Source organism: Burkholderia sp. Se-20373, from assembly GCF_017104705.1.
Classification (GTDB): domain Bacteria; phylum Pseudomonadota; class Gammaproteobacteria; order Burkholderiales; family Burkholderiaceae; genus Burkholderia.
This window is the reverse complement of the sequence record NZ_JAAGPH010000095.1, coordinates 1-21,627: the sequence shown is the minus strand read 5'-3', so window position 1 is coordinate 21,627 and position 21,627 is coordinate 1. Positions and strand designations below refer to the sequence as shown.

At 67.7% G+C, this 21,627-nt stretch carries 20 protein-coding genes; 9 read left to right on the top strand and 11 right to left on the bottom strand.

Annotation, left to right across the window (positions count from 1 at the left end; all coding sequences use genetic code 11):
- Positions 1-21 precede the first annotated feature (21 nt).
- Both G3N96_RS26155 and G3N96_RS26150 read left to right on the top strand, forming a co-directional pair.
- Entirely contained in the window at positions 22-1,221 is a 1,200-nt protein-coding gene (locus G3N96_RS26155; protein ID WP_039360089.1) for an acetyl-CoA C-acyltransferase, read from the top strand.
- Positions 1,222-1,314: 93 nt separating this feature from the next.
- Complete coding sequence (locus G3N96_RS26150; protein ID WP_206138970.1) at positions 1,315-2,082, top strand: enoyl-CoA hydratase; 768 nt, start codon at positions 1,315-1,317, stop codon at positions 2,080-2,082.
- A 59-nt stretch (positions 2,083-2,141) separates the two neighbouring features.
- On the opposite strand, the gene fdhD is transcribed toward G3N96_RS26150, so the two are convergent.
- A complete protein-coding gene (gene fdhD, locus G3N96_RS26145; protein ID WP_124580739.1) occupies positions 2,142-2,978 on the bottom strand; it encodes a formate dehydrogenase accessory sulfurtransferase FdhD in 837 nt (278 codons plus the stop codon).
- Between the two features lie 123 nt (positions 2,979-3,101).
- Here fdhD and G3N96_RS26140 point away from each other — a divergent pair, with 123 nt between their 5' ends.
- Positions 3,102-3,584 carry a nitrate reductase associated protein gene (locus tag G3N96_RS26140; RefSeq protein ID WP_124580741.1) on the top strand — a complete coding sequence of 161 codons (483 nt, stop codon included), beginning with the start codon at positions 3,102-3,104 and terminating at the stop codon, positions 3,582-3,584.
- 45 nt (positions 3,585-3,629) lie between these two features.
- Here the strand turns inward: G3N96_RS26140 and G3N96_RS26135 are convergent, their stop codons facing one another.
- The gene (locus tag G3N96_RS26135) at positions 3,630-4,025 is read right to left on the bottom strand and encodes an acyl-CoA thioesterase (RefSeq protein ID WP_059684352.1); all 396 of its coding nucleotides are present in this window, start codon (positions 4,023-4,025) and stop codon (positions 3,630-3,632) included.
- Positions 4,026-4,200: 175 nt separating this feature from the next.
- On the opposite strand from G3N96_RS26135, the gene G3N96_RS26130 reads away from it, so the two are divergent.
- Entirely contained in the window at positions 4,201-6,072 is a 1,872-nt protein-coding gene (locus G3N96_RS26130) for an ABC transporter ATP-binding protein/permease (protein WP_089495609.1), read from the top strand.
- 196 nt (positions 6,073-6,268) lie between these two features.
- Here the strand turns inward: G3N96_RS26130 and murU are convergent, their stop codons facing one another.
- A complete protein-coding gene (murU, locus tag G3N96_RS26125; RefSeq protein WP_206138969.1) occupies positions 6,269-6,988 on the bottom strand; it encodes an N-acetylmuramate alpha-1-phosphate uridylyltransferase MurU in 720 nt (239 codons plus the stop codon).
- A gap of 31 nt (positions 6,989-7,019) precedes the next feature.
- Entirely contained in the window at positions 7,020-8,069 is a 1,050-nt protein-coding gene (locus tag G3N96_RS26120; RefSeq protein WP_206138968.1) for a phosphotransferase, read from the bottom strand.
- A 223-nt stretch (positions 8,070-8,292) separates the two neighbouring features.
- Between G3N96_RS26120 and G3N96_RS26115 the strand changes: the two genes are divergently transcribed.
- Genes G3N96_RS26115 through rsmA form a run of 4 tightly spaced genes read left to right on the top strand, consistent with a single transcriptional unit; the run spans position 8,293 to position 13,941 of the window.
- Entirely contained in the window at positions 8,293-10,653 is a 2,361-nt protein-coding gene (locus G3N96_RS26115; RefSeq protein WP_124580751.1) for an LPS-assembly protein LptD, read from the top strand.
- Between the two features lie 51 nt (positions 10,654-10,704).
- Positions 10,705-12,063 (top strand): peptidylprolyl isomerase, encoded by a 1,359-nt coding sequence (locus G3N96_RS26110; protein WP_124580753.1) that lies wholly within the window; start codon positions 10,705-10,707, stop codon positions 12,061-12,063.
- An 11-nt stretch (positions 12,064-12,074) separates the two neighbouring features.
- Positions 12,075-13,064 (top strand): 4-hydroxythreonine-4-phosphate dehydrogenase PdxA, encoded by a 990-nt coding sequence (pdxA, locus tag G3N96_RS26105; RefSeq protein WP_089456890.1) that lies wholly within the window; start codon positions 12,075-12,077, stop codon positions 13,062-13,064.
- Positions 13,065-13,113: 49 nt separating this feature from the next.
- Positions 13,114-13,941 (top strand): 16S rRNA (adenine(1518)-N(6)/adenine(1519)-N(6))-dimethyltransferase RsmA, encoded by an 828-nt coding sequence (gene rsmA / locus G3N96_RS26100; protein WP_206138967.1) that lies wholly within the window; start codon positions 13,114-13,116, stop codon positions 13,939-13,941.
- A gap of 96 nt (positions 13,942-14,037) precedes the next feature.
- Here rsmA and G3N96_RS26095 read toward each other — a convergent pair whose 3' ends face one another.
- Positions 14,038-14,973 carry a DMT family transporter gene (locus G3N96_RS26095; protein WP_206138966.1) on the bottom strand — a complete coding sequence of 312 codons (936 nt, stop codon included), beginning with the start codon at positions 14,971-14,973 and terminating at the stop codon, positions 14,038-14,040.
- A 409-nt stretch (positions 14,974-15,382) separates the two neighbouring features.
- Here G3N96_RS26095 and gloA point away from each other — a divergent pair, with 409 nt between their 5' ends.
- The gene (gene gloA, locus G3N96_RS26090; RefSeq protein ID WP_089426290.1) at positions 15,383-15,772 is read left to right on the top strand and encodes a lactoylglutathione lyase; all 390 of its coding nucleotides are present in this window, start codon (positions 15,383-15,385) and stop codon (positions 15,770-15,772) included.
- A 114-nt stretch (positions 15,773-15,886) separates the two neighbouring features.
- Here gloA and G3N96_RS26085 read toward each other — a convergent pair whose 3' ends face one another.
- The 6 genes from G3N96_RS26085 to G3N96_RS26060 form a co-directional block, all read right to left on the bottom strand.
- Positions 15,887-16,774 carry a SprT family zinc-dependent metalloprotease gene (locus G3N96_RS26085; protein ID WP_124580759.1) on the bottom strand — a complete coding sequence of 296 codons (888 nt, stop codon included), beginning with the start codon at positions 16,772-16,774 and terminating at the stop codon, positions 15,887-15,889.
- Between the two features lie 46 nt (positions 16,775-16,820).
- Positions 16,821-17,585: a lysophospholipid acyltransferase family protein gene (locus tag G3N96_RS26080; RefSeq protein ID WP_089473530.1), complete on the bottom strand. Its 765-nt coding sequence runs from the start codon at positions 17,583-17,585 to the stop codon at positions 16,821-16,823.
- A 43-nt stretch (positions 17,586-17,628) separates the two neighbouring features.
- Positions 17,629-18,192, bottom strand: coding sequence for a D-glycero-beta-D-manno-heptose 1,7-bisphosphate 7-phosphatase (gene gmhB, locus G3N96_RS26075; protein ID WP_124580763.1), 564 nt, complete (start codon positions 18,190-18,192; stop codon positions 17,629-17,631).
- A gap of 10 nt (positions 18,193-18,202) precedes the next feature.
- Positions 18,203-20,302: a glycine--tRNA ligase subunit beta gene (gene glyS / locus G3N96_RS26070; protein ID WP_124580765.1), complete on the bottom strand. Its 2,100-nt coding sequence runs from the start codon at positions 20,300-20,302 to the stop codon at positions 18,203-18,205.
- Positions 20,303-20,324: 22 nt separating this feature from the next.
- Complete coding sequence (gene glyQ, locus G3N96_RS26065) at positions 20,325-21,329, bottom strand: glycine--tRNA ligase subunit alpha (RefSeq protein ID WP_011885965.1); 1,005 nt, start codon at positions 21,327-21,329, stop codon at positions 20,325-20,327.
- Positions 21,330-21,415: 86 nt separating this feature from the next.
- Positions 21,416-21,627, bottom strand: a 212-nt coding sequence (locus tag G3N96_RS26060; protein WP_206138965.1) for a hypothetical protein, incomplete at its 5' end; no start/stop codon positions are given.

Sequence of the window (21,627 nt, the reverse complement as noted above, 5' to 3'; positions counted from 1 at the left end):
GGATAAGGCAAGGAGTCTCAAATGAGCAAACAATTGCAAGACGCATACATCGTCGCCGCCAGCCGCACGCCGATCGGCAAGGCCCCGCGCGGTGTCTTCAAGAACACGCGCCCGGACGAGCTGCTGGTCCACGCACTCAAGTCGGCGGTGGCGCAGGTGCCCGGCTTCGACACGAAGCTGATCGAAGACGCGATCATCGGCTGCGCGATTCCGGAAGCCGAGCAGGGCCTGAACGTCGCGCGCATGGGCGCGCTGCTCGCGGGCCTGCCGCAGACGGTCGGCGGCGTGACGGTCAACCGCTTCTGCGCGTCTGGCATCACGGCGCTGGCGATGGCGGCCGACCGCATCCGCGTCGGCGAATCGGACGCGATCTTCGCGGGCGGCTGCGAATCGATGAGCATGGTGCCGATGATGGGCAACAAGCCGTCGATGTCGCCGCACATCTTCGATCGCAACGAAGACTTCGGCATCGCGTACGGGATGGGCCTGACGGCCGAGCGCGTCGCGGAGCAGTGGAAGGTGAGCCGCGAAGACCAGGACGCGTTCTCGGTCGAGTCGCACCGCAAGGCGCTTGCCGCCCAGCAGGCCGGCGAGTTCAACGACGAGATCGCCGCGTACACGATCACCGAGCGTTTCCCGAACCTCGCGACCGGTGAAGTCGACGTGAAGACGCGCGAGATCAAGCTCGACGAAGGTCCGCGTGCGGATACGTCGATCGAAGGCCTCGCGAAGCTGCGCACGGTGTTCGCGAACAAGGGCTCGGTCACGGCCGGCAACAGCTCGCAGACGTCGGACGGCGCGGGCGCGCTGCTCGTCGTGTCGGAGAAGGTGCTCAAGGAATTCAACCTGACGCCGCTCGCGCGCTTCGTGAGCTTCGCGGTGCGTGGCGTGCCGCCGGAAATCATGGGCATCGGCCCGAAGGAAGCGATTCCGGCCGCGCTGAAGGCCGCCGGCCTGAAGCAGGACGATCTCGACTGGATCGAACTGAACGAAGCGTTCGCCGCGCAATCGCTGGCGGTGATGCGCGATCTCGGCCTCGACCCGTCGAAGGTCAATCCGATGGGCGGCGCGATCGCCCTCGGCCACCCGCTCGGCGCGACCGGCGCGATCCGTGCCGCGACCGTCGTGCACGGCCTGCGCCGCCGCAACCTGAAGTACGGGATGGTCACGATGTGCGTCGGCACCGGCATGGGTGCCGCGGGCATCATCGAACGCCTGTAAGCGGAGCACGACGACAAGCTGCGACGGTGCGCGGGCCACGAGCTCGCGCACCGTTTTTTCATTCCGATAGAGGAAAAGTCAAAGGAGACGGTTGTGGCCGAAATTCAAGTGGAACGCGCCGATGGCGTGATGACGATCACGATCGCGCGCCCGGCGAAAAAGAACGCGCTGACGGCGGCGATGTACCAGACGATGGCCGACGCACTCGCCGAAGCGCAGGAAGACAAGGCGGTTCGGGTGATCCTGCTGCGCGGCGGCGACGGCAACTTCACGGCGGGGAACGATCTCGAGGATTTCCTGAAGTCGCCGCCGAAGGACGACACCGCGCCGGTGTTCCAGTTTCTCGCGCGGATCAGCAGCGCGAGCAAGCCGATCGTGGCCGCGGTGCCGGGCCTGGCAATCGGCGTCGGCGTGACGATGCTGCTGCACTGCGATCTGGTCTACGCGGCCGACACCGCGACGTTCTCGCTGCCGTTCACGCAGCTCGGCCTGTGCCCGGAAGCCGCGTCGAGCGCGCTGCTGCCGCGTCTGGCCGGCCATCAGGTCGCGGCCGAGAAGCTGCTGCTCGGCGAAGCGTTCGACGCGCTGGAAGCGCACCGGATCGGCATCGTCAACCGTGTGCTGCCGGCGGCCGAGCTCGACGCGTTCGCGGCGAAGCAGGCGGCAAAGCTCGCGGCGCTGCCGGCGGCATCGCTGCGTGTGACGAAGGCGCTGCTGAAGGAGACGGGCGGGGTGGCGACGCAGGCGCGGATGGCCGAGGAAGCGGGTCACTTCGCTGCGATGCTGCGCGCGCCGGAAGCGCGCGAGGCGATGACGGCGTTCTTCGAGAAGCGCAAGCCGGATTTCCGTCAGTTCGACTGACCGTCTGACGGAGCTGGGCGCGCCGGCGGCGGATGGCCGGCGCGCTCCCGGGATCGCGATCAGGCCGTGCCGTAGTCGACGTGGCCGGTTTCGCGACAGAAGCTGACGAGCCGCAAGCCGGCCGCTTTCGCGATCTCGATCGCGAGCGACGACGGCGCTGAGATCGTCGCCACCAGCGGGATGCCGACCCGTGCGGCCTTGCGCACGAGCTCGTAGCTCGCGCGGCTCGACAGGAACACGAAGCCGTCGGTCGTGTCGGCGCGCGACAGCACGAGCGAGCCGATCAGCTTGTCGAGTGCGTTGTGGCGGCCGACGTCCTCGAATGCCATCCGGATCGCGCCTGTTGCGTCGCACCACGCGGCCGCATGCAGGCCGCCCGTGAGCCGCGTGAGCGCCTGGTGAACCGGCAGCGCCTGCGCCGCGCGCGTCAGCGCGTCGGGGGCGAGGCGTGCGAGAAAGCCCGTATCGGGCACGCGTTCGGGCGCGAGGTCGAGCAGGTCGATGCTTTCGATCCCGCAGACGCCGCAGCCGGTACGCCCTGCGAGCGCACGGCGCCGGTCCTTCAGCGCGGCGAACGCCTGCTGGACGACCTCCAGGTGGACTTCCGCATGCGGCAGCGGCGCGTCGGCGTGCAGGATCACGTCGATGTCCTTGATGTCGCTGCCGCGCGCGACGATCCCTTCCGAGATCGCGAAACCGACCGCGAACGCTTCGAGGTCGCACGGCGTACACATCATCACCGCATGCGAGATGCCGTTGAAGACGAGCGCGACGGGCCATTCCTGGCCCACGTAGTCGTGTGCGGTTTCGACGGCGCCGCCGCGCGTGCGGCGCACGGACAGTTCGATCGCGCCGCGCGGTTCGTCGCGCAAGTCGCCGGATTCGGTCGGATTCACGAGCACTCCCGTTGATTCGGCACGCGGGGCCGGCGGCAATCGTATCCGCCACCCGCGCGCAGAGGTTCTAAAATACCCCAGGCAAGCCGGCCGCGCCGGTATCCGCCACATCAGGTCACGATCATGGGACTCAGCGACGCTCCACTGCTATTCGCCTTCGAACACGATTCGTCGGAAAACTTCACGTACATCCCGATGATCGTGCGTTTCAATCTCGACCGTTTCGGTCTGCGGATCTCATTGGAGCAGTGGCAGTTGCTGCCGCTCGAGGACCGCAAGCTGCTCGCGCGCTTTCCGGCAGACGAGGACACCGCGATCGAGCCCAACTTCGATCACGCGCTGTTCGAAATGCTGCGTACGCACGCGGATCTGGAGCCCTCGTGGTTCCAGCCGGACGAGCGGCCGGCCTGGCGTGCCACCGACATCGTGCCGGAGTCGCTCGTGCAGCAGAGCGCGCTGGCCGGGCTGATGGCGCCCGAGCTTGCGCAGTGGCAGCGGCTCGCACCGTTCCAGCGCTACGTGCTGGTGAAGCTGTCGCGCAAGCCGAAGCTGAACCACGATTTCCTGCCCGCGATGCGGGAGTTCGGGCTGACGGCCACGCACTGAGGCGGCCGAAGGCAGGGGGAAGCGCCGCCGCGCGGCGCTCGTCCGTCAGAGCGGCGGCAGTTGCCGCGGCTTGCGGTCGGTGCCGGTCGCGACGTAGGTGAGCGTCGCTTCGGTGACCTTCACGATTTCACCCATCAGGCGCATGCGCTGCGCGTACACCTCGACGTCGACCGTGATCGACGTGTTGCCGGTACGCGTGATGGTCGCGTAGAAGCTCAGCAGATCGCCGACGAACACCGGCTGCTTGAACACGAACGAATTGACCGCGACCGTCGCGACGCGACCGTTCGCGCGCTGGCTCGCGGGGATCGAGCCGGCGATGTCGACCTGCGACATGATCCAGCCGCCGAATACGTCGCCGTGGACGTTCGCGTCGTGCGGTTGCGGGACGACGCGCAGCGCGGGCTGCTTTTGCGGGAGTTCGAGGGTCGAATCGGTCATGGCGGGGGCTTTCATCCTGTAATAAATGCGCCGCCGCGCGCAGGCCGGCCGGCGAGGGCGCCGGCAGCGGCGCGAGGCGGCTTCTGCGACAATACAACGTTCGCAAATTGTACGAGAAAGTGAGCAAGCCGGCCGCCGATGCACGCGTCCGGCACCGCCGCCGATCCTTCCCCCCATGCGCCGATTTCCTGCTTCCGGCGAGCCCGCGCCGGCTTCGACCGGGCCCCGCAACGACTGGCAAACCATCCGGTCGCTGCTGCCGTACCTGACCACCTACAAATGGCGCGTCGCGCTCGCGCTCGGCTGCCTGATCGGCGCGAAGGTCGCGAACCTCGGCGTGCCGGTCGTGATGAAGCGCATCGTCGACCACCTGTCCTACGTCCAGCAGATCACCGCGATCGGCCGCGCCGAACAGTCGGCAGGCATCGTGCTCGCGGGCGGCGTGGGGCTGCTGGTCGTCGCGTACGCGCTCGTGCGGCTGTCCACTTCATTGTTTACCGAGCTGCGCGAGATCCTGTTCTCGAAGGTCACCGAGAGCGCGGTGCGCCAGCTCGCGCTGCAGGTATTCAGGCACCTGCACGGGCTGTCGCTGCGGTTTCACCTGGAGCGCCAGACCGGCGGCATGTCGCGCGACATCGAGCGCGGCACGCGCGGCATCCAGCAGCTGATTTCGTATTCGCTGTACAGCATCCTGCCGACGCTCGTCGAGGTCGGGCTCGTGCTCGGCTTCTTCGTGGTCAAGTACGAGGCCTATTACGCGTACGTGACGTTCGCGGCGCTGGTCACGTACATCGTGTTCACGGTGAAGGTCACCAACTGGCGCACGCATTTCCGCCGCACGATGAACGAACTCGATTCGCGTGCGAACTCGCGGGCGATCGATTCGCTGATCAACTACGAGACGGTCAAGTATTTCGGCAACGAGGAGTGGGAAGCGCAGCGCTACGACGAGAACCTGAAGCGCTACCGGAAGGCCGCGATCCGTTCGCAGAATTCGCTGTCGGTGCTGAACTTCGGCCAGCAGGCGATCATCGGCACGGGGCTCGTGTTCATCCTGTGGCGTGCGACGCAGGGCGTGCTCGCGGGCAAGCTGACGCTCGGCGATCTGGTGCTGATCAACACGTTCATGCTGCAGCTGTACATTCCGCTGAACTTCCTCGGCGTCGTCTATCGCGAACTGAAGCAGAGCCTCACCGACATGGATCGCATGTTCGGGCTGCTGTCGGCCGCGAAGGAAGTGGCCGACTTGCCCGATGCGCGGCCGCTTGCGGTCGCCGGCGCGCAGGTGCGCTTCGAGCACGTGAATTTCGCGTACGAGCCGGCGCGGCAGATCCTGCACGACGTGTCGTTCACGATCGACGCGGGCACGACGACCGCGGTGGTCGGCCACAGCGGCTCCGGGAAGTCGACGCTGTCGCGGCTGCTGTTCCGCTTCTACGATCTCGATCGGCAGGCGGGCGGTGCGATCCGGATCGACGGCCAGGACATCCGCGACGTCACGCAGGACTCGCTGCGCGCGTCGATCGGGATCGTGCCGCAGGACACCGTGCTGTTCAACGACTCGATCTACTACAACATCGCGTACGGCCGGCCGAGCGCGACCCGCGACGAGGTGATCGCGGCCGCGCGTGCCGCGCACATCCACGATTTCATCGAAAGCCTGCCGAAGGGTTATGACACGCCGGTCGGCGAGCGCGGGCTGAAGCTGTCGGGTGGCGAGAAGCAGCGCGTCGCGATCGCGCGCACGCTGTTGAAGAACCCGCCGGTGCTGCTGTTCGACGAAGCGACATCGGCGCTCGATTCGCGCTCGGAGCGCGCGATCCAGCACGAACTCGACCAGATCGCGCGGCATCGCACGACGCTCGTGATCGCGCACCGGCTGTCGACGGTCGTGCACGCGCAGCAGATCCTCGTGATGGACCACGGGCGGATCGTCGAGCGCGGCACGCACGACGAACTCGTGCGCGCCGACGGGTTGTATGCGCAGATGTGGGCGCTGCAGCAGCAGCGCGCGGCGGCGGGCGGGGAAGAGGCGGAAGCCGCTTGAGCGGCGGGGCTGCGCGCGGGGCGGGCGCAGCGGAAGCGGGCGTGCCAGTTGGGCGGGAGCCGGGCCGGCACGATGGTCCGGCAGGCGCCGAACCGTCTGATCACCAGGCTGACCTGGCCGTTCGTCGGTCAGCCCGCCAGCCGACCAGCCAGCTGGCCGACCGTTTGATCAATCAGCCCGACGACCCGTCAGCCGCTCACTCCGCGGCGCGCAGCCGCGCATCCAGCTCGCCGAGCTGCGCGGGCGTGCCGACGTTCTCCCAGATACCTTCGTACAGTTCGCCGCTGGCGCGGCCGGCTTCGATCGCCGCGCGATAGTACGGCGTCAGCGCGCGCCGCGTGCCGGGCGCGAGATCGCGGAACATCCGCGTGTCGTACAGGCCGATGTTGCCGAACGTGAAGCGCGCGGCGCCGTCGAGCGCAAGGCGGCCATCGGCGCCGAGCGCGAAGTCGCCGGCCGGGTGGAACGGCGGGTTCGGCACCATCACGAGGTGCATCGCCGGCGCGTCGAGCGCGGTCATCCGGGCGGCGCGCGGCGCGAGCGACCGGTAGTCGAACGCGCAGTACACGTCGCCGCTGACCGCCGCGAACACGGCCGGCTGCCCGTCGCGCTCGAGCAGCGGCAACGCCTGCGCGATACCGCCCGCGGTTTCCAGCGCTTCGCCTTCGGCCGAATACACGAGCCGTACGCCCCAGCGCGAGCCGTCGCCCAGCGCGGCCTCGATCTGCTCGCCGAGCCACGCGTGGTTGATCACGATCGTCTCGATGCACGCGCGGGCGAGCGCCTCGATCTGCCACACGATCAGCGGCTTGCCGCCCGCTTCGAGCAGCGGCTTCGGGCGGGTGTCGGTGAGCGGGCGCATCCGTTCGCCGCGCCCGGCGGCGAAGATCATCGCCGTGGTCAGGGTGTTGCTCATGTTCGGCCGGGTGTCAGGAGAGTCGGAACGATCAGAACGTATAGCCCACGTCGGCCGGTGCGTTGCCCTCGAGCTCGTCGAGCAGCTTCGCGAACGGCACGAGCGGGCGATAGCGCAGCGCGACCTTGCGCGCATACGCGATGAAGCGCGGCAGGTCGTTCAGGTAGTGCGGCTTGCCGTCACGGTAATTGATTCGCGCGAACAGGCCGAGCACCTTGATGTGGCGCTGCAGCCCCATCCATTCGAGCTGGCGGTAGAACTCGCCGAAATCGGGGTCGACCGGCAGGCCGGCCTTTTTCGCCTTTTCCCAGTAGTACGCGAAGCAGTCGAGCTCGAATTCCTCGTCCCAACTGATGAACGCATCGCGCAGCAGCGACACGACGTCGTACGTCAGCGGCCCGTAGACGGCATCCTGGAAATCGAGGATGCCCGGGTTGGGCTCGCACACCATCAGGTTGCGCGGCATGAAATCGCGCAGCATGAAACCCTGCGGCTGCGCGTGCGCGCTGGCGACCAGCAGCGCGAAGGTGCGGTCGAGCGTGCCGCGCATCGCGTCGGTGACCGGTTTGCCAAGGTGGCGGCCGACGAACCATTCGGGCATCAGCTCCATCTCTCGCCGCAGGAATGCCTCGTCGAACGGCGGCAGCACGTCGGGCTTCGACGTGAGCTGGAAGCGGATCAGCGCGTCGAGCGCCGCGCGCATCAGCGGTTTCGCGGCGGCCGGGTCGGCCGGATCGAGCACCGAGATGTACGACGTGCGGCCGAGATCGGTCACGAGCATGAAGCCCGCGTCGAAATCGTGGGCCAGCACGTCCGGCACGTGGTCGCCGGCCGCGGCGAGCAGTTGCGCGACCTGGACGAATTCACGGCACTTTTCGGGCGGCGGCGCGTCGACGGCGATCAGCGTGCCGCCGGCGCTCGTGGCCGACGCGACACGGAAATAGCGGCGGAAACTGGCGTCCGACGAGGCGGGCGCGAGGGGCGACAGGTCGAGCGCGTAGCGTTCGGCGAGCGGGTGCAGCCACGTGGTGAGCGCTTCGAGGCGGGCGTCGGGCTGGGATGCGGCGGATGGGGGCGTCATGAAACTCGGCGGAGGGGGGAACGTCTTGCCATATAATACCCCACGACTTTTTTGACGCGCCCCGCGTCAGCTTTCCGCCGTGCAGGCCCGCCGCCTGTCGCGCGGTCGCCCGAACGCCTCCCCGGTTTGCGCTCAGCCGCAGTCGCGGTGCGACGGTGCGGCCTGCCGCGCGCGCATGTGCCGCGACGGCGCGGTTGACAAGGGGCGATTCGCCAAACGATAGATGCCGCCCAAACCGCTATTCCCGAATGTTTTCCCCGGTGACGGGGCGCCGCGCAAACGGCGGCTCGCGCTCGCACTCCTGGCCGTGCCCGGCCTCGTGCCGGCCGTGTCGTACGCGCAGCTGTCGGGCGCGGCCGCGCAGCCGCAGCCGCTCGACTCGCCGTGGGATCTGCGTCTCGCGCCCCAGCTCGAGGATCATCCGCTGAAGGACGGCGCGAAGCCGGCCGCGTTCGTGATCGCCGACCACACGAGCGGCACGGCCGAGCAGGATCTCGCCGCGAAGGGTTCGGCCGAGCTGCGGCGCGGTGACGCCGTCGTGAAGGCCGACGCGATCCACTACGATCAGGATACCGACATGGCCGATGCGTACGGCCAGGTCAGGATCAACAATGCCGGCACGTCGTTCGCGGGCCCCGAGGCGCACCTGAAGATCGAGGCGAACCAGGGCTTCATGACGGCGCCGAAGTATCACTTCAACGTGACGGGCGGCTCGGGCAGCGCGGAACGCGTCGACATGGTCGACAACGAGCGCTCGGTGTTCGTCAACGGCACCTACACCGCGTGCCAGTGCTCGACGAACCCCGCGTGGTACATCAAGGGCAGCCGCTTCGACTTCGATACGGGTGCCGACGAAGGCACCGCGCGCAACGGCGTGCTGTTCTTCCAGGGCGTGCCGATCTTCGCGAGCCCGTGGATGACGTTCCCGCTGTCGGGCGAGCGGCGCAGCGGCCTGCTGCCGCCGACGTTCTCGATGGACTCGAAGAATGGCTTCGAGTTGACGCTGCCGTACTACTTCAACATCGCGCCGAACCGCGACCTGACGCTCACGCCGCGCATCATCTCGCGGCGCGGCGTGATGGCCGAGGCGACGTTCCGCTACCTGTCGCCGTCGTATTCGGGCACGTTTACGGCCAATTACCTGCCGGATGACCGGCTCGCGCACCGCAACCGTTACGCGATCTACTGGCAGCACCAGCAGAATTTCGGCGGCGGCTTCGGCGGCTACGTCTACTACAACAAGGTCTCGGACAATACGTATCCCGAAGACCTCGGGTCGGCGAACCAGTTCATCAACGGGACGCAGACGCTGTACCAGCAGGAAGCCGGTATCACGTACAACAACGGCCCGTGGTCGGTGCTCGCGCGCTACCAGCACTGGCAGACGCTGCCGCCGTCGATCGCGCCGTACAGCCGCGAGCCGCAGTTGAACGTGAAGTACACGAAGTACAACGTCGGCGGCTTCGACTTCGGCGCGGAAGCCGACTATTCGCGGTTCCGCATCACGACGGCCGATGCGACCCAGGGTGACCGGATCGTCTTCAATCCGTACATCTCGTACGGCGTGTACGGCCCCGGCTACTTCGTCGTGCCGAAGGTCCAGTACCACTTCGCGTCGTACGACCTGAACTACCTGTCGTCGACCACGCCGAACAGCCCGAAGCGCTTCACCGAGTCGATCCCGACCGTGAGCTTCGATACGGGGCTGATCTTCGACCGCTCGGTGCGCCTGTTCGGCCAGGACTTCATCCAGACCCTCGAGCCGCGCCTGTACTACGTGTACACGCCGTATCGCGACCAGTCGAACGCACCGTTGTTCGACACCGCGGAGTCGGACTTCGGCCTCGCCGAGATCTACCAGCCGAACACGTTCGTCGGCAACGACCGGATCGCCGATGCGAACCGGATCACGGCGGGCCTCACGTCGCGCTTCATCGATCCGCGCACCGGCGACGAGCGTGCGCGCTTCGTGATCGCGCAGCAGTACTATTTCGCCGATCAGCGCGTCACGCTGAATTCCGGGCAGGCCGCCGCGCAGGCGCGCCACTCCGACCTGATCGTCGGCGCCGCGCTGAAGCTCGGCTCGGGCTTCATGTCGGAGACGGCGTTCCAGTACAACCAGAACAACAACCAGCTCGTGAAGTCGAGCGTCGGTTTCGGCTACAGCCCGGGCGAGCGCCGCGTGATCAACGTCGGCTACCGCTACACGCGATCGAACACCACGCTCGACAACCAGCCGATCAACCAGTTCCTGGTGTCCGCGCAATGGCCGCTCACGCGCCGCCTGTATGCGATCGGCCGCTTCAACTACGACCTCGCCGGCGATCGCGTGGTCGACGGTCTGGTCGGCTTACAATACGACGCGGACTGCTGGGCGCTCGGGGTCGGGGTGCAACGGGCAGCGAACGGCATTAATTCGTCGGGACAGCAGAGTTCGTCGACGCGAGTCATGATGCAGCTGACGCTCAAGGGTCTGTCGACCGTCGACAACGGCCTCGTGTCGGCGTTCCGCGCCGGGGTCCCGGGCTACACGCCGCTGCCGCCGCCGCCGCCGCCGATGTCCCGCTTCAGCAACTACGAGTAACGCCGGCTTGTCAGCACCGGTCAGCACGATTTCAATGGAGTTCCAGTGGCAATGAAGAAAACCCTTCGTTTCGCGGCAGTCGTGTCCAGCCTCGCTGCGGCCTCCGCGCTGCTCGCCGCCGCGCCGGCCGCGGCGCAGGCGCTCGGTTCGCAAGGTGCGCAGCTCGCCGACGAAGTCGTCGCGGTCGTCAACAACGACGTGATCACGGGCCGCGAACTCGACCAGCGTGCCGGCCTGATCGCGCGCCGGCTGCAGCAGCAGAATGCGCCCGTGCCGCCGACCGACCAGTTGCGCGCGCAGGTGCTGAACCAGATGGTGCTCGAGCGTATCCAGGTGCAGAAGGCCAAGGACGACGGGATCCGCATCGACGACGCGACCGTGCAGGCCACGCTGCAGCGTCTAGCGCAGGCGAACGGCATGACGCTCGAGCAGTACCGCGCGCGTCTCGAGGCGCAAGGCGTGCCCTGGAGCATCTTCACGAGCGACGCGCGTACCGAACTGATGCTGTCGAAGCTGCGCGAGCGTGAGGTCGACGGCAAGATCACCGTGTCGGACGCCGAGGTCGCGAACTACATCGCGAGCCAGCGCGGGCCGAGTGCGTCGCAACAGCAGGACCTGCGCTTCCAGCACATCTTCATCAAGGCGCCGACCAACGCGCCGCAGGCCGATATCGAAGCCGCGCAGAAGAAGGCTGACGCGTTGCTGCAGCAGGCGAAGTCGGGCGCCGACTTCGAGAAGCTCGCGAAGAACAATTCGGAAGCGAACGACGCGAAGAAGGGCGGCGACCTCGGCTTCAAGGCGCCGAGCGCGCTGCCGGCCGACGTCGTCGACGCCGCATCGAAGCTGCGCCCGGGCCAGGTCAACCCGACGCTGATCCGCGTGCCGGACGGCTTCGAGATCGTGCGCCTCGTCGATCGCCGCCAGAGCCAGGGCGCGACCGCCGCCGCACCGAAGATCGTCCAGACGCACGTGCGCCACATCCTGCTGCGCGTGGGCGAAGGCAAGTCGGAAGGCCAGGCGCGCCAGCAACTGGCTGACATCCGCAACCAGGTCGAGGCCGGCGGCGATTTCGCGAAGTTCGCGCGCACCTACTCGCAGGACGGGTCGGCGTCGCAAGGCGGCGATCTCGGCTGGATCAGCCCGGGCGAGACCGTGCCGGAATTCGAGCGCGCGATGAACAACCTGCAGGACGGCCAGGTCAGTCAGCCGATCCGTACCGAGTACGGTTATCACCTGATCCAGGTGCTGAGCCGCCGCGAAGCGGAAGGCTCGGTGCAGCAGCAGATGGATATCGCGCGTCAGGCGATCGGCCAGCGCAAGGCCGAGCAGGCCTATGCCGACTGGCTGCGCGAGCTGCGTGATTCGTCGTACGTGCAGTACAAGATCGGCGGCGTCGGCCCGGCGAACTGAGCGAGCTTCGGATGACCACACCCGCGCTGCAGATCGCGATCACGACTGGCGAACCCGCGGGGGTCGGCCCGGAGCTGACCGTGCAGGCGCTGCGTGATGCCGCGCAGCGCTGGCCCGACGCACATTTCACCGTGCTCGGCGATGCGGCGCTGCTCGACGCGCGTGCGGCGGCCGTCGGCGCCGACCGGGCCACGCTGGCCGGCAGCGGGCCGGTGTCGGTCGCGCATCACGCGCTCGCCGTGCCCGTGCAGGCGGGCAAGCTGGACGCCGCGAACGGCCCGTACGTACTCGGGTTGCTCGACGCGGCGATCGACGGCGCGCTGGCTGGCCGGTACGATGCGATCGTCACCGCGCCGCTGCAGAAGAGCACCATCAACGATGCGGGCGTGCCGTTCACCGGCCATACCGAATACCTGGCAGAGCGCACGCATACGCCGCGGGTCGTGATGATGTTGGCCGGTACCGGCCACCAGCCGCTGCGCGTCGCGCTCGCGACCACGCACCTGCCGCTGAAGGACGTGTCCGCCGCACTCACGGTCGACGGGCTCGTCGAGACACTTGCGATCATCGATCGCGACCTGCGGCGCGACTTCGGTCTCGCCGCACCGCGCATCCTCGTGACGGGCCTGAACCCGCACGCGGGCGAGAACGGTTATCTCGGCCGCGAGGAGATCGACGTGATCTCGCCGGCGCTGGCCCGCGCGAACGCGCAGGGCATCGACGCGCGCGGCCCGTATCCGGCCGACACGCTGTTCCAGCCGCGCCATCTCGCGGACGCCGATTGCGTGCTCGCGATGTTCCATGACCAGGGGCTGCCCGTGCTGAAGTACGCGACGTTCGGCGAGGGCATCAACGTGACGCTCGGGCTGCCGATCATCCGGACGTCGGTCGATCACGGCACGGCACTCGATCTGGCCGGCACCGGCCGCGCGGATCCGGGCAGCATGATCGCCGCGCTCGACACGGCCGTCACGATGGCGCGCCATCGCCGCACGGCCTGACGCGGCTCGGCTTCACCTCTTTCGTCGTATTTTTCGTTTTACTCAGTCGATGTCGAACAGCAGACAGCACCAAGGCCATTTCGCGCGCAAGCGCTTCGGGCAGAACTTCCTCGTCGATCACGGCGTGATCGACTCGATCGTCTCGACGATCGGCCCCGCGCGCGGCCAGCGCATGGTCGAGATCGGCCCCGGGCTCGGCGCGTTGACCGAGCCGCTGATCGAGCGCCTCGCGACGCCCGAGTCGCCGCTGCATGCGGTCGAGCTCGACCGCGACCTGATCGGGCGCCTGCAGCGACGCTTCGGCGCGCTGCTCGAACTGCACGCCGGCGACGCGCTCGCGTTCGACTTCCGGTCGCTCGCGGCGCCCGGCGACAAGCCGTCGCTGCGGATCGTCGGCAACCTGCCGTACAACATTTCCAGCCCGCTGCTGTTTCACCTGATGACGTTCGCCGATGCGGTCATCGACCAGCATTTCATGCTGCAGAACGAAGTCGTCGAGCGGATGGTCGCGGAGCCGGGCACGAAGGCGTTTTCGCGTCTGTCGGTGATGCTGCAGTACCGCTACGTGATGGAGAAGATGCTCGACGTGCCGCCGGAATCGTTCCAGCCGCCGCCGAAGGTCGATTCGGCGATCGTCCGGATGATTCCGTACGAACCGCACGAACTGCCGGACGTCGATCCCGTGCTGCTCGGTGAAATCGTCACCGCCGCGTTCTCGCAGCGCCGCAAGATGCTGCGCAATACGCTTGGCGACTATCGCGAGACGATCGATTTCGACGCGCTCGGCTTCGATCTCGCACGCCGTGCGGAAGACGTGAGCGTGGCCGAATACGTCGGCGTCGCGCAGGCGCTCGCGGCGGTGCGCAAGGCCGGTTGAGGCCGGTTACGCGAGCCGTACCGGATGGGAACAAAAGGCTGCCCCGCGAGGCAGCCTTTTTTATTGCTGCATGGGCGCGCGTGCTGCGCCGGGTCGTCATGCCCGCCGTCGCGGCGGCGCGTTGACGAGCGCGATGCCGGTCAGCACGAGCGCGGCCGCGGACATGAAGCGCCAGCCGACCGATTCGCCGAGGAGCAGCACACCGAACGCGATGCCGAACAGCGGCGACAGGAACGTGAAGACCGACAGCCGCGACGCGCTGTAGCGCGTCAGCAGCCAGAACCACGACAGGTAGCTGACGAACGCGACGATCACCGACTGGTACGCGAGGCTTGCCACCGCGACCGGCGTGACGTGCGCGAACGACACCTGGCCGAACAGGGCGGCAAGCGCGACCAGCACGACCGCCGATACCGCGAGCTGGTAGAACAGCGTCTTGCTTGCACTCGCCCGCGCGAGCGCCGTCGAGCGCACGACGACCGTCGGCGCGGCCCACATCGCGCCGCCCAGGATCCCGAGCGCGTCGCCGGCAAGTCCGGCCAGTACCGACGCGCCGGGCGCGCGCGGTTTCAGGAAGCCGTCCGCGAATGCGAGCGCGATGCCGGCGAATGCCAGGCCGACGCCGGCCCACTGCGTGCGCTGCAGCCGTTCGCCCGGTGCGAACAGGTGCAGGCCGAGCGCGGTGAAGCAGGGTGCCGTGTACAGGAAGATCGCCATGTGCGACGCGCTCGTCAGCGTCAGCCCGAAGAACACGCTGATGAATTCACCGGCGAACAGCGCCCCGGCTGCGAGGCCCGCGCCGAACGTGCCGTCCGCCTGGAACAGCGGCGTACCGCGCGAGCGGGCCCAGCCCCACAGCAGCACCGCCGCGATCACCGAGCGCAGCCCGGCCTGGAACATCGGTGCGATCGCGGCGTTCGTGCTCTTGATCGCGACTTGCTGGAAGCCCCAGATCGCGCACAGCAGCAGCATCAGGCCGACGGCGCGCGTGTCGAGCGCGCGGCGCATGGGGACGGCGGCGAGCGTGGTCATCGGCGAACCTCGCCGGTTCGGCGCGGCGGTTGCAAGGTCGGGAGGGTGGCGCATCCGGCGCGCTCGAATCGGCGGTTTCGCACGGCAGTGTGGCTGTCTCGGGGAAGGAGTGGTCGCGTTCGGGCAGTGGGTCGCATGCCCGTTTTTGGTGCGAGGTGGAAGGATGTTACCCGATCGGCGCAGTAGCCGGGCGAGCCGGATCGTGCCGTTTTACGCCGCCGTGATCGCGTCGGTTGGCGCAGACGGGCCATATCGGCCGCGTTCAGGCGAGGCGCCTCCCGCTGGTCGCCCATGGATGGCCCCGGCTAAGTGCCCCCGGCTAGGCGCCCCCGGCTAGGCGCCCCCGGCGAAATTCACCCGACTCTGGTAGAGTTCCCGGTTCTGGAAAGTCCCCACAGGAGTACCACACATGCGATTGCTGCATACGATGCTGCGAGTCGGCGATCTCGACCGCTCGATCAAGTTCTACACCGAATTGCTCGGCATGAAGGTGCTGCGCCGCGACGACTATCCGGAAGGCAAGTTCACGCTCGCATTCGTCGGCTACGGCGATGAAAGCGACAACACGGTGATCGAGCTGACCCATAACTGGGATACGCCGGCCTACGATCTCGGCAACGGCTTCGGCCACCTCGCGCTCGAAGTCGACGATGCGTACAAGGCCTGCGAGCAGATCAAGGCCCAAGGCGGCAAGGTCACGCGCGAAGCGGGCCCGATGAAGCACGGCACGACCGTGATCGCGTTCGTCGAGGATCCGGACGGCTACAAGATCGAGTTCATCCAGAAGAAGGCTCAGTGAGCGCCGGATGAGCCGGGCTGCAGCGTGCGATGTGCGCCGCGGCAGCAAAAAAGGGCGATGCGGGGTGACCCGCATCGCCCTTTTTCGTTGGCGGAGACGCCGACGCCGTGCGCGTCACAGCGACGGCAGCAACTCGGGCGGGTGATGCTTGAGCGTGTGCCGCGCTTCGCGGAACTCGGGGAAGATCGATTCGACGGTCTGCCAGAAGGCCGGGCTGTGGTTCATTTCGCGCAGGTGCGAGAGCTCGTGCGCGACGACGTAGTCGATGATCGACATCGGGAAATGGATCAGCCGCCAGTTCAGCCGGATCTTGCCGTCGCTCGAGCAGCTGCCCCAGCGCGTCGCGGCCGACGACAGCGCGTACATCGAATACGTGACGCCGAGTTTCTCCGCATAGACGGCGAGGCGTTCGCCGAAGATCCGCTTGGCTTCGCCTTGCAGCCAGCCCTGCACGCGATCCTTGATCTGCTGCATGTCGGCCTGCACGGGCAGCGGCAGCGAGAGCCGGAGCGCATCGGTATCGAACGCGACGGCGCCCGCGCCGAGCGCGATCGTCACCGTCTTGCCGAGATAGGGAAGCGCCGCGCCGTCGCGCCAGTCGATCTGCGGCAGCGCGCGTTGTTCGGTGCGCGTCTTCCACTCCGCGAGCTTCGCGAAGATCCAGCGCTGCTTCTCGGCGATCGCGGCTTCGATGTCGGCGAGCGTGACCCAGCGCGGCGCGGTGATCGACAGCCCGCTGCCGTCGATCGTGAAGCCGATCGTGCGGCGCGCGGAGCGCTTCAGCCGGTATTCGAGCACGCGGCTGTCGAGCGCGAACGTGCGCACGCGCGAGCGGTCGGGCGCCGGGCCCGGATCGAGGGGCGCCGCGGGTGCCGCTTCGGGCGGCGCCGGCGGCGTGGCGGGCGCCGACGGTGCGGCGGCCGGCCCGTCGAAGAGCGGCAGATCCATCTGGCGATGATCGAGAGCCACGACGGCAGGCCGTGGCCGCGGACGCTGTTTCATCAGTTCGCTTCTTTTTGTCGTACGCAACGGCTGCAACCTGGGGGCGTCAGACACGCGCGGCATCGCGCGTGCCTGCATTGCCCGCCTGGCGATACGAATCGGGATCGATCCGGCGCATCTCCGCTTCGATCCATGCTTCGACCTGCGAGTTCAATGCATCGGGCGTCAGCCCCTCGCTCGCGATCGGCTTGCCGATCGACACGGTGACGACGCCCGGGAATTTCGTGAACGAGTTGCGCGGCCACACCCGACCTGCATTGTGCGCGATCGGCACGACGGGTGCACCGGTTTCGATCGCGAAGCGCGCGCCGCCCGTCTTGTACTTGCCCTGCTTGCCGACCGGCGTGCGCGTGCCTTCCGGGAACATGATCATCCATGCGCCTTCCGACAGGCGCTTCTTGCCCTGGCGGATCACCGACGTGAACGCGTTCTTGCCTTCCTTGCGGTTGATGTTGACCATGTGCAGCATGCCGAGCGCCCAGCCGAAGAACGGCACGTACAGCAGCTCCCGCTTGAACACGTAGCAAAGCGGCCTCGGCATCAGCGCCGGAAACGCGAGCGTCTCCCACGCGGACTGGTGCTTCGACAGCAGCACCGCCGGGCCGTCGGGCAGGTTCTCGTACCCTTCGATCCGGTAGCGGATGCCGTTCAGCCAGCGCACGACCCACAGCGTCGACTTGCACCAGCCGGCGGCCATCCAGTAGCGCGCGTCGGAGCGCATGAACGGAAAGGCGATGAAGCACGCGGTGGCATACGGCACCGTGTACAGGACGAAGTAGATCAGCAGCAGCAGGGAGCGGACGAAGCGCATCGGCGTAAGTCTGGCGTTAGGGAGGATGCGCGCGGCGGCTGCATCACTCGTGTTCGTGTGAAAGGAAATCGAGCGCGAACGCGCGCAGGTCGTCGTGGATCTTCGTGCCGGGCGGCAGGTTGCCGGCGGCGAGCGTCTTCTTGCCCTTGCCGGTGAGCACGAGGTGCGGCTGGAAGCCGACCGCGACGCCGGCCTGCAGGTCGCGCAGCGAATCGCCGACGACCGGCGTGTGATCGGGATCGATCTCGAAGCGCTCGGTGATCATCTGCATCATGCCGGGTTTCGGCTTGCGGCAGTCGCAGTGATCCTCGGCCGTGTGCGGGCAGAAGAACACCGCGTCGATACGTGCGCCGACCGCGGCCGCCGCGCGATGCATCTTCAGATGCATCTCGTTGAGGGCGGCCATGTCGAACAGCCCGCGACCGATGCCGGACTGGTTGGTCGCGACGACCACGCGATAACCCGCGTGGTTGAGCCGGGCGATCGCCTCGAGGGCGCCGGGCAGCGCGATCCATTCGTCGGGCGTCTTGATGAACGCATCCGAATCGACGTTGATCACGCCGTCCCGGTCGAGGACGACGAGCTTTCGGTTGGGGCTGGTCGGCATCGTGCGGCCCTTATGCGGCGAGCTTCGAGATGTCGGCGACGCAGTTCATCTGCTGGTGCAGCGCGGACAGCAGCGCGAGACGGTTCGCGCGCAGGGCCGGATCTTCCGCGTTGACCATCACGTCGTTGAAGAACGTGTCGACCGGTGCGCGCAGCGCGGCGAGCGCCGACAGCGCGCCCGTGTACGCACGCGCCTCGAGCTGCGACTGAACGTGCGGCGTCACGGCCGCGAGCTGTTCGTGCAGCGCCTTCTCGGCCGCCTCGACGAGCAGCGTCGGCTGCACCGTGCCGTTCGCGCCGCCTTCCGACTTCTTCAGGATGTTCGAGATCCGCTTGTTCGCGGCCGCGAGCGCTTCGGCTTCCGCGAGGCGCGTGAACTCGCGCACCGCGTCGAGGCGCGCGACGAGATCATCGACGCGCGTCGGGTTCAGGCTCAGCACCGCGTCGATTTCACCGGCCGAATAGCCGCGCTCGCGCAGCAGGCCGCGCAGGCGATCCATGAAGAACGCGAGGATCGCATCGGTCGATTCGGCCACGCCCGGCACGCCTTCGAAGCGTGCATGGGCCGTGCGCAGCAGCGACACGAGATCGAGCGGCAACTGCTTTTCGAGCAGCAGGCGCAGCACGCCGAGCGCGTGGCGGCGCAGCGCGAACGGATCCTTCTCGCCGGTCGGCGCGAGGCCGATGCCCCAGATGCCGACGATCGTCTCGAGCTTGTCGGCGAGCGCGACGGCGGTCGACACGGGCGTGGTCGGCAGTGCGTCGCCGGAGAAGCGCGGCTGGTAGTGCTCGGCGCAGGCGAGCGCGACGTCGTCGGCTTCGCCGTCGTGGCGCGCGTAGTACGTACCCATCGTGCCCTGCAGTTCCGGGAACTCGCCGACCATGTCGGTCAGCAGGTCGGCCTTCGCGAGACGCGCGGCGCGCTTCGCGTGCGTGGCGTCGGCGCCGATCGCGGGGGCGATCTCGCCGGCCAGCGCCTCAAGGCGCTCGACGCGTGCGAGCGCCGAACCGAGCTTGTTGTGATACACGACGTTCGCGAGCTGCGGCACGCGGTCGGCGAGCGGCTTCTTCTTGTCCTGCTCGAAGAAGAACTTCGCATCGGCGAGGCGCGGGCGCACGACGCGCTCGTTGCCTTCGATGATCTCGCCCGGCGTCTTCGTCTCGATGTTCGACACGATCAGGAAGCGCGAGCGCAGCTTGCCGGCGACGTCGGTCAGCGCGAAATATTTCTGGTTGGTTTGCATCGTGAGGATCAGGCATTCCTGCGGGACCTGCAGGAATTCGTCCTCGAAGCGGCACGGGTAGACGACCGGCCATTCGACCAGCGACGTCACTTCGTCGAGCAGCGACTCGGGCATCACGACGGTATCGCCGTTCGCGTGCTCGTTCAGCTGCGTGCGGATCGTTTCGCGGCGATCGGCGAAGTGCGCGATCACACGGCCCTTGTCGCGCAGCGTGTCGGCGTAGGTGCGCGCATGCTGGATCGCGACGAGGCCGTCGGACAGGAAGCGGTGGCCGAGCGTGGTGTCGCCGGCGTCGACGCCGAATGCGGTGACAGGCACGATGCGATCGTCGTGCAGCACCGTCAGGCGATGCACCGGGCGCACGAACTTCACGTCGGAGCCGTCCGGGCGCTGGTAGGTCATCACCTTCGGGATCGGCAGCTTCTCGAGCGTCTCGTCGAGCGCGGCCTGCAGGCCGTCGGCGAGCGTCGCGCCGGCTGCCGAATAGTTGATGAAGAACGCTTCGGCCTTGCCGTCCTGCGCGCGCTCGAGATCGGCGATCGACAGGTTCGGGTGGCCGAGCGCCGCGAGCTTCTTCGCGAGCGGGGCCGTCGGCTTGCCTTCGGCGTCGAGCGCGACCGACACGGGCAGGACCTTTTCGCGGACCTGCTTTTCAGGGGCGACGGCGCGCACGTTCTGCACGACGACGGCAAGGCGGCGCGGCGTGGCGTAGCGTTCGAACACGAGTTCGCCTTCGATGAGGTCGCGCGCCGCGAGGCGTTGCGCGAGACCTTCGGCGAATGCGTCGCCGAGGCGCGCGAGGGCCTTCGGCGGCAGCTCTTCGGTCAGCAATTCGACGAGCAGGGGGGCGGGATGATTGTGCGTCATGATTGGAATGAATCTCGTCTCGTCAGTCCTGATCGATCTTGCGTTCGACCTTGAGCGGCGGCGCCCACGCCGGCTGTGCGGCGTCCTGGGCGTCGGTGGTGAGGCCCGGCACGCCCGGCGGGTTGCCGAGCATCGGGAAGCCGAGCTTCTCGCGCGAGTCGTAGTAAGCCTGCGCGACGAGACGCGACAGCGCGCGGATGCGGCCGATGTACGCCGCGCGCTCGGTGACCGAGATCGCGCCGCGCGCATCGAGCAGGTTGAACGTGTGGCCGGCCTTCAGCACGAGCTCGTACGCGGGCAGCGCGAGCTGCGCGTCGATCATCTTCTTCGCTTCCGCTTCGTAGCTGTTGAAGAACGTGAACAGCAGGTCGACGTTCGCGTGCTCGAAGTTGTAGGTCGATTGCTCGACCTCGTTCTGGTGGTAGACGTCGCCGTACGACAGGCGGCGCAGCTCGGGGCCGTTCGGGCCTTGCTCTTCCCACTCGGTCCACACGAGGTCGTACACGTTCTCGACCTTCTGCAGGTACATCGCGAGGCGCTCGAGGCCGTACGTGATCTCGCCGAGCACCGGCTTGCAGTCGAGGCCGCCGACCTGCTGGAAATACGTGAACTGCGTGACTTCCATCCCGTTCAGCCACACTTCCCAGCCGAGGCCCCACGCGCCGAGCGTCGGGTTTTCCCAGTCGTCCTCGACGAAACGCACGTCGTTCTGCTGCAGGTCGAAGCCGAGCGCCTCGAGCGAGCCGAGGTACAGGTCGAGGATGTTTTCCGGCGCCGGCTTGAGCACGACCTGGTACTGGTAGTAGTGCTGCAGGCGGTTCGGGTTCTCGCCGTAACGGCCGTCCTTCGGGCGGCGCGACGGCTGCACGTACGCGGCGCGCCACGGCTCGGGGCCGACCGCGCGCAGGAACGTGTGGACGTGCGAGGTGCCCGCGCCGACTTCCATGTCGATGGGCTGGAGCAGGGCGCAACCCTGCTTGTCCCAGTAGGACTGCAGCGTCAGGATGATTTGCTGAAACGTAAGCATGAAGAGCCTTCGTGGCGCTGGCGCTCCGTTGCGGGCGGCGCTCCGGGCGGGGCCCGGAGGGTCGGCTCGCGCGGCGGCGCGGCTTGTTAGTGTGCTGAAACGCGTAATTTTACCGGATCGGCGAGCAGATGCGGCCGGAACGCGGGCGGGCGCACCGTCGGCCACGTTCGGGCAAGCGTGCCGAACGGCTCGTCGAGCGATGCAAGCGCACCGCGCCACGCGATCGCGATGGCCGGATCGTCGGCTTCGCTCACGACCCGCTCGTTGATCCAGACGCTCGCGGCCTTCGCCTCGCCGT